This window comes from Sulfitobacter maritimus, assembly GCF_013346665.1.
Lineage (GTDB): Bacteria > Pseudomonadota > Alphaproteobacteria > Rhodobacterales > Rhodobacteraceae > Sulfitobacter > Sulfitobacter maritimus.
The window spans coordinates 184516-192539 of record NZ_JABVBB010000037.1 but is presented as its reverse complement, the minus strand read 5'-3'; the positions used below and the strand labels follow the sequence as shown (position 1 = coordinate 192539).

The window sequence follows — 8024 nt, the reverse complement described above, 5'->3', positions numbered from 1 at the left end:
TGGACCTGTCGCAGTTTGATGCCGCTCCTTTGATAGCATTTACTGCAACAAAGGAGATGAACTATGGGACTGAAACGGACGGACGAATTCCGCCAGGATGCGGTGCGTATCGCACTGACGAGTGGGCTGACGCGCAAGCAGGTGGCTGACGATCTGGGTGTTGGCATGTCGACGCTTAACAAATGGATCACCGCGCACCGAGGCACAGACGTGGTGTCGAAAGAGGATTTGAGCCTCGCCCAAGAGAATGAGCGACTTCGGCGCGAGAACCGTCTTCTCAAGGAGGAGAGGGAAATCCTAAAAAAGGCCACCCAGTTCTTTGCGGGCCTAAAGCAATGAGATTTAGGTTTGTCGAGGAACACCGGAGCCACTTCCCCGTGAACCGCTTGTGTCACGTTGTCGGTGTCAGTTCGCGCGGTTTGCGAGCATTCCGAAGCCGTCCTGCCAGCCGCAGACAGCGGTCTGATCTGGTCACCTTGGCGCACATCAAAGAACAATCCCGTCTCAGCCTGGGCAGCTATGGCAGGCCGCGCATGACAGAAGAACTGAAGGAGATCGGCCTGAATATCGGTCACCGCCGTGTGGGTCGTTTGATGCGCCAGAACGGCATATCCGTGGTGCGAACCCGTAAACACAAGGTGACGACAGACAGTGATCACAAGTTCAATATTGCGCCAAACCTGCTGGACCGGGATTTTATGGCTGACCAACCGAACCAGAAATGGGCCGGTGACATCAGCTATGTCTGGACGCGTGAGGGATGGCTGTATTTGGCTGTCATCCTCGACCTGCATTCAAGGCGCGTGATCGGCTGGGCGGTCAGCAACCGTATGAAACGAGACTTGGCAATACGGGCTTTGAAGATGGCAATTGCGTTCAGGGCACCGCCCAAGAGCTGCATCCACCATACGGATCGCGGGTCGCAATATTGTTCGCACGACTACCAGAAACTTCTGCGCCAGCAAGGCTTCAAGGTGTCGATGTCTGGCAAGGGCAATTGTTACGACAATGCTGTCGTCGAGACCTTCTTCAAAACCATCAAAGCTGAACTCATTTGGCGCAGGTCATGGGAAACACGGCGGCAAGCTGAGATGGCGATCTTTGAATACATCAACGGCTTCTACAACCCACGGCGACGCCACTCAGCACTGGGCTGGAAAAGCCCCGTCGCCTTCGAACGGAAAGTGGCTTAAACGAGCACTTGGGGCGGCACGAAAGCGGGACAGGTCCACAGCGACTCAGCATGATAGAAGAATACGCGCTGTCTTTTGTAGTGCCCGCCCAGCGTTTCATTCAGCTCTGAGTGGTTGCTTACCGGCGCTCCAAGATGGTCACCATAGGCATCCATGAGCTTTTTTAGGTAAACGCTCTCATGCTCTGCCGGTTCATCCGGCGGCGGAGATGCCGGAGAGACGGGCGGCAGGCCGCCACCAAAGCGTGGCCGGTGAAACGGTGTCAGTTCGTGGATTGCTATCAAATCGACCGCCGCTTCATCATCGAATATTGAAAAATCAAATGCATCGAAGTAAGCCAGCAACTCTCCTTCGAGAGGAGCCGTCAGCTCTTTAGCGATTTTGGGAACACAATGCGTTTCCCAGACTTTTCGCACTTCGTCCTTGAAGCGTTGCGGGTCTTTCAGCCAGCGTCCGACTGTGATTCCGACGCCATGCGGGCATATAAATACATGGCGACGAGGGACGCGCGCGCTCTGATTGAAGGGCGGCGTCTTCCGAAACGAATGATAAATAATCTTTCCTATTTCTGGATAGATGTCGGTTGGCTGAAGTGCGTGACCGTATTGCTTACACTGGAAGCTATCCCAAGCCTCATCAAAACCCTTTGCCGATGTGAAGGCTACAAGATCGAGGCCGAGGTCGCCGGCTCCGGAATATTTGTTTACATCGTGATATGTGCCATTGTTCTTGTAGAACCAGAGCCATTCGTGGGTAAATTGCTCCCAGTCAGCTGCCGACAGAATAGGAAGCAAGCTTTGTGGCGGTATCGGCACTCCCGATGATACCTGAGCTGCACTCGCAATGGATTTTGCAGCTTTAGGAGTGACACTCGAAAACAAGTTAGCCATTGCCTCCTGCTTTTCAATATTAAACTTCTCGCCCAGCCTTGTTGTGTTGGCCTCGAGCACAATGAGCACTTGCATGCAACGCGTATCAGGCCAATCGTCACACAATCCACGCATGTTGGCAATGGGGCCGGGAGAGGCTGGTACAGCTATGTCCGCTTCCAGGATGGCACCCCTGAAAGTTTTGCGCCTGCAACAGTGGGTGTTCTGCGTCAGATATGAATGTCTTGAAAGGGATGGGACCGGCCGTCTGCCGCGCCTGTCACGAAGGTTGGTTGAGGGCCGTCACTTCCTGCGCCAACGTCGAACGGATTGAGCGAGATCAGGCCCCGCGCTCCATCCCCAGCCGGCTCCAATTACTGTGAACACTGATACGCCAGCAATCGCGCCGAACGCTCCGCCAACGATGCCGGTACCTGCCCCCAGAAGGAAGCCGATAGCTCCCCCGACAAGGCTGCCCATTACTCGATTTCTCATCGCATCACCTAACTTTCGGCCACCCTACCGTCAGCGTCCGCGATGCGGAAGCTGCATTGCAGCGTGCCGTGTTCTCGAAAGGCGGCTTTGGGCCGTTTGACCTCGTGACTTTAGTCCTTGGCAGTCATGCGGGATACGGTGAGCTCAACGGGCCAGGGCTTACACCTACCGTTCGATGTCAGGCAGGCGCGTTTTAATCGCACAGTTCCCCTATTTTTTTTTGGGGGGGGGCGACACTCTCGAGAGGGAGTACACTACGTTTTTGGAACAAGCAATGAAGCAGTTAATTCCAACGTAGCTTCAATCAGTCACGCTGGCCGAAAATGCACGTAGCAACTGCTCCACTGGCCGCTTGATGCAGAAGCATGCGGGTGCCGCGAGGCAACCCGCCAAGCAACCTGCGACCGCAGCGCTACACGCGTCAGCGTGTCCGCATCGGCAACCCAGGCCGCTCGGTCATAGTAAGTTGGAGTTCAAAGTTTGCACTGTCAAAGTAATCGGTTTTCCGCTGCAGTTAGAACGAGCGCCACCGCGCTCGTGGTCGTCTCCCGTCGGTGGCCGGGAATTCGAAGGCCGCCAAGGTCAGCCTTCTTTGACAGACGAAATGGGATAGCGTCTCGCATGCACGTTAGGGCGACCACTCAAGTGAATGCCAACATCTCTGGGGAATGATCAATTCCCAGCAGCGCGCTGCTTCTTCAGTGATGTACAATCTTCAAGAGCGTCCAGATCATCTGGAATTTGTGCCTTCTCCTTTCTCTTCGCTCACCGTGTGGTCATCGAGGGCATCTCCATGCCCGTCCGTCATACAGAGGAAATGGAATGGTCGCGGTCAGACGGAAGCATTTTTCTGGCCAAAACTAAAAAAAACGTCGACATACCGGCCTCGGCACATCTTTGGACCTCCATCGCCCTGGAGACAGCCAGCGGTCGAAGCAGGGCGCCAGCTTAAACCGGGATGGTATGGTTCGAGACCTTCGGAAACGGGATTCCCCAAAAAAATCTCAGTTTCTTCTTCGTGCATTGCATGATTGGCCAATGTTCATTTCGAGAAGCAAAAGCAAAGAGGCCAGAACGCAAGCACGCAGCTCAAACAGGGTCAAGCTTGATGCTGCCACGAACGGCAGACGCGCAATAAATAGGAGGACTATCATGCTGCGCACACTCCCCACGAAAACCCTGTCCACAGAACCGCAGATTGCCATCGTCCGCGCATTCTTCGCCGAGCAGGGAAACGCGCTTTGTAATGCCGCAGGTCTGATTGACGGCGAGGCCGGAACAGCTCGCGTATTACGGCTTATGTCGATGCTGCGCGAGGCACCACGCCTTGACCGCACAATACAGCGCAGGTTGGTCGATCTCCACCGCCTCCTTTCTTTGGACCCTGTCATTGAGGCCTACGAACCCGATCTTCCGGCTTGGGACTTCCTCGACCCAGCCAGCCAGGAAGTCGAAGACCTCTGCCTGCTCACCGATCGGCTTTATGATCTTTTGATCGCCATCAGCGATCTGGATGCGGGGTGGGATCAACAGGCGCTCAATCTCCCAGCGCAGAAGGCCGCCTGACATGCAAAATCGGCCGCGTAATGCGCGCGGCCGGTGACACTCTTTTGGAGCCACAGCGCAGGATGCCCAAGCGGACAAAAGCATCTTCCATGCAGCGCCATTAAAAATTAACTGCCCTGCACGGCAGATTTTTTCTTCGTCTCTCAAAAGAACGACCAATGTTCTCTTTACCAGCACCAGCACCAGCACCAGCGACCGTAACCAACTGAAAGGCACATGCCGCCAGAGATCTCCAGAACGCAGCGATGATGACGCCGATGAATAGGCACCGCCAGCACCGTTCACGCATGCAAGGGAGACAGTCATGCTCAATACCAACACCGCAAATATCAGCCAGGCCCGCTATGATGCGGTTGCCGCGACCCAGAAACATCTGCGTCGAAATGGCGCCAGTTTGTGCGATCTGCTCGACGCGCTCGACGATCCGGCGGGCTTCGAGGCGTTGTGCCGTTTGCATAGCGCCTTCAGTTACCCGTTCCCGGACGCGGATGCCGTCGAAGATGCCGTGCATGATATCATTCGCTTTCTTGCGGATCAGTCGCCATCCTCGCTCGACCGGATAGGGACCGAGCGCAACTTTGCTGCGTCCGATATGGCGCGGTGGCATGGCGCCAGGATCAGCGAAATCTACGGCAAGTTTCGCCATGCCCGATGATCTGCGTTGTGTGTTACAGATCATCAAGGAAAAGCGTCTGGGAGATTACCCCGACACGTTTGGACCAGAGCAAGATATATGCGATATCACGCTCTGGCTGAACCAAAAGTTCTCCGTATCAAAGGCGCGTCTACTGGTTGATCGGCTTTACACCCAACGCAGCCGCGAGATCGTCGGCCTTTCGGTTGCCGGAATGGTCTCACAATCCTTGTCGATCACCCCAATCGCCTTGGAGGCGTTTCTGGCCTTGGGGTATTCGGTCCAGGATGCGAGCGGAGATAGCTATCGATGCCCCTCTTGTTTTGGGCATCACTCAAAGCATGAAGCAATCAAAGCCTTCGCACGCATCGAAAGCGCGCTACGCGCTCAGCGATCACGGTAGAAACACTGGAAAATGGTATCAAAGGGCGCCGCGAGCCGCCCTTTTTTTGTTGAAACACGGGGACTGGGTTCAGGGCGCAATCTCTGGACATAGTGATGTGCTGAAACTCCTTGGGATACTCCGCAGAGCTTTCACCAAGCACTCGCCATAGATTGATCTGTCTGGCTGTGCAGCGACATATTCGGATAGCTGTGGTGGATAAAAAACTGAAAAATTGTTTTTGGTCGCCCAAACGCAGCCCAATATCCCCGCTAACAGGCTCGCCCCCCATTTAGCCCATAAGGGGGCCTGAAACGCGAAAATCGGGCGTTTCCGCCCGATTGACTTATTTTGCTTGCGAAATGGACATTTCAGCCCGGCCGATGGCTATTTATTGGTGGTCAGATCAACAAGAAGCCACCCCTAAATCACCCGCACTTACTATGCCCACAACTCCCACAAGTCATGCACCCTTCAACCATCCGCATATCAAACTGACCGCAAGACGGGCATGACTTCCCGCGCGGCGCATCCAAGCCCACGACCTTCGCCTGCGGATCGGTCTTCAGTCCCATGCCTTCGCCCGCGATAAAGCCAGTGGCGATCATGTGCTGCTCGATCACGCCGCCGATGGCTGCGAGGATGGAGGGGATGTATTTGCCCTGCATCCATGCCCCGCCGCGCGGGTCGAAGACGGCTTTGAGCTCTTCCACCACGAAGGACACGTCACCCCCACGCCGGAACACGGCGGAGACCATGCGCGTCAGCGCCACGGTCCAGGCGAAATGCTCCATGTTCTTAGAGTTAATGAACACCTCAAATGGGCGGCGGTGGCCGTTCAGCACGATGTCGTTGATCGTGATGTAAAGCGCGTGCTCACTATCGGGCCATTTGACCTTGTAGGTATTGCCCTCCAACTCCGCCGGGCGGTCCAGCGGGTCGGACATATAGACGATCTCGCCGCCTTCGCTGACCTGATCGGGGCTGTCGGCGGGGGCCTTGTCGGTCTTTTCCGAAGACACGCTCAGGACCGAGCCGGTCACGTCGTTCGGGCGGTAGGTGGTGCAGCCTTTGCAACCCATATCCCAAGCCTGCATATAGACGTCCTTGAAGTCGTCAAAGGAGATATCCTCAGGGCAGTTGATGGTCTTGGATATCGAGCTGTCGATCCACTTCTGCGCCGCGGCCTGCATCTTGACGTGATCAGCGGGCGGGAGGGTCTGGGCGTTGACGAAATAGTCGGGCAGCGGGGCGTCGCCTTTGAGCTCGCGCCACATTTGCACGGCGTAATCGACGACCTCTTCTTCGGTCCGGCTGCCGTCTTTTTGCAGCACCTTGCGGGTGTAGGCATAGGCAAAGACCGGCTCGATGCCCGAAGACACATTGCCCGCATAGAGGCTGATCGTGCCGGTGGGTGCGATGGAGGTCAGAAGTGCGTTGCGGATACCGTGTTCGCGGATCGCATCGCGCACGTCGTCGTCCATCTGCATCATGGTGCCGGAGGCGAGGAATTTCTCCGCGTCGAAGAGCGGGAAGGCACCCTTCTCTTTCGCGAGATCGACGGAGGCAAGATAGGAGGCACGCGCGATGGCCTTGAGCCAGGCTTCGGTCTGTGCCGCCGCTTCATCGGAGCCATAGCGCAGGCCGACCATCAGGAGCGCATCGGCAAGGCCTGTGACGCCCAGACCGATGCGGCGCTTGTTTTGCGCCTCGGCGGCCTGTTCGGGCAGCGGGAAGTTCGAGACATCGACCACGTTGTCCATCATGCGCACGGCGGTGGCGACCAGCTCGCTCATCGCGTCTTGGTCCAGATGGGCGTCGTCCTCGAAAGGCTGTGCGACAAGCCGCGCGAGGTTGATCGAACCAAGCAGACAGGCGCCGTAGGGCGGCAGCGGCTGCTCGCCGCAAGGGTTCGTCGCGGCGATGGTCTCGCAATAGTTCAGGTTGTTGGCGGCGTTGATCCGGTCGATGAAGATGACGCCCGGCTCGGCGTAGTCATAGGTCGCCTGCATGATCTTGTTCCACAAGTCGCGCGCTTGCACAGTCTTGTAGACCTTATCGCCAAAGACGAGGTCCCACGAGCCGTCAGCCTTCACGGCCTCCATGAAGGGATCGGTGACCAGTACGGACATGTTGAACATGCGCAGACGCGCCGGGTCGGACTTGGCCGAGATGAAATCTTCGACATCAGGGTGGTCGCAGCGCATGGTCGCCATCATCGCGCCACGGCGGCTGCCTGCGGACATGATCGTGCGGCACATGGCGTCCCAGACATCCATGAAGGACAGCGGACCGGAGGCATCTGCCGAGACGCCCAGCACATCAGCGCCACGCGGACGGATGGTGGAGAAGTCATAGCCGATTCCCCCGCCCTGCTGCATGGTGAGCGCGGCCTCTTTCAGCATGTCGAAAATGCCGGACATGCTGTCAGGCACAGTGCCCATGACGAAGCAGTTGAACAGGGTCACCCGGCGCGCGGTGCCCGCGCCTGCGGTGATACGGCCCGCGGGGAGGTATTTGAAATCCTCCAGCGCGGTGAAGAACTTGTCCTCCCAAACTTCGGCATCCGATTCGACCTGCGCGAGGTCACGCGCGATACGGCGCCATGTGTCCTCTACCGTGACGTCCTTCGGGGTGCCATCGGCCCCTTTAAAACGGTATTTCATATCCCAGATTTGTTCGGCGATCGGGGCGGTAAAGCGGGACATATAACGATTCCTTTGAGTCGTGAGGCAGCACGAATGCGACTTAAGAGGCGGCATCGATACTACATGGTGGGCAGATTTCTCAACGGTCAATTCGCATTTGGGTGAGAAATTATTCCTCATTGTACCACAATACCTTGCTAGCTCCGAGGGCGGAACTACTATATAAAGGCTCATTCT

6 protein-coding genes are annotated in these 8024 nt (G+C 56.6%); 4 read left to right on the top strand and 2 right to left on the bottom strand.

What is annotated here, in order from left to right:
* Positions 1 to 63 precede the first annotated feature (63 nt).
* Positions 64 to 1193 (top strand): IS3 family transposase gene (locus HTT03_RS14715; protein ID WP_174858008.1). Its coding sequence is split into 2 segments (ribosomal slippage): positions 64 to 307 and positions 307 to 1193, totalling 1131 coding nucleotides; the frame shifts between segments, so codons are not numbered across the junction.
* Here the strand turns inward: HTT03_RS14715 and HTT03_RS14710 are convergent.
* Positions 1190 to 2158, bottom strand: coding sequence for an ABC-three component system protein (locus HTT03_RS14710; RefSeq protein WP_174860535.1), 969 nt, complete (start codon positions 2156 to 2158; stop codon positions 1190 to 1192). The two genes, HTT03_RS14715 and HTT03_RS14710, sit on opposite strands and share 4 nt — an antisense overlap.
* 1551 nt (positions 2159 to 3709) lie before the next feature.
* On the opposite strand from HTT03_RS14710, the gene HTT03_RS14705 reads away from it, so the two are divergent.
* The 3 genes from HTT03_RS14705 to HTT03_RS14695 all read left to right on the top strand — a co-directional run bounded on the left by HTT03_RS14705 (position 3710) and on the right by HTT03_RS14695 (position 5160).
* Positions 3710 to 4123 (top strand): hypothetical protein, encoded by a 414-nt coding sequence (locus tag HTT03_RS14705; RefSeq protein ID WP_174860534.1) that lies wholly within the window; start codon positions 3710 to 3712, stop codon positions 4121 to 4123.
* 304 nt (positions 4124 to 4427) lie between these two features.
* The gene (locus HTT03_RS14700) at positions 4428 to 4778 is read left to right on the top strand and encodes a hypothetical protein (protein WP_174860533.1); all 351 of its coding nucleotides are present in this window, start codon (positions 4428 to 4430) and stop codon (positions 4776 to 4778) included.
* Positions 4768 to 5160 carry a hypothetical protein gene (locus HTT03_RS14695; RefSeq protein ID WP_174860532.1) on the top strand — a complete coding sequence of 131 codons (393 nt, stop codon included), beginning with the start codon at positions 4768 to 4770 and terminating at the stop codon, positions 5158 to 5160. The genes HTT03_RS14700 and HTT03_RS14695 overlap by 11 nt, the downstream gene beginning before the upstream one ends.
* Positions 5161 to 5567: 407 nt before the next feature.
* Here the strand turns inward: HTT03_RS14695 and HTT03_RS14690 are convergent, their stop codons facing one another.
* Complete coding sequence (locus HTT03_RS14690; protein ID WP_174860531.1) at positions 5568 to 7847, bottom strand: adenosylcobalamin-dependent ribonucleoside-diphosphate reductase; 2280 nt, start codon at positions 7845 to 7847, stop codon at positions 5568 to 5570.
* Positions 7848 to 8024: the final 177 nt, after the last annotated feature.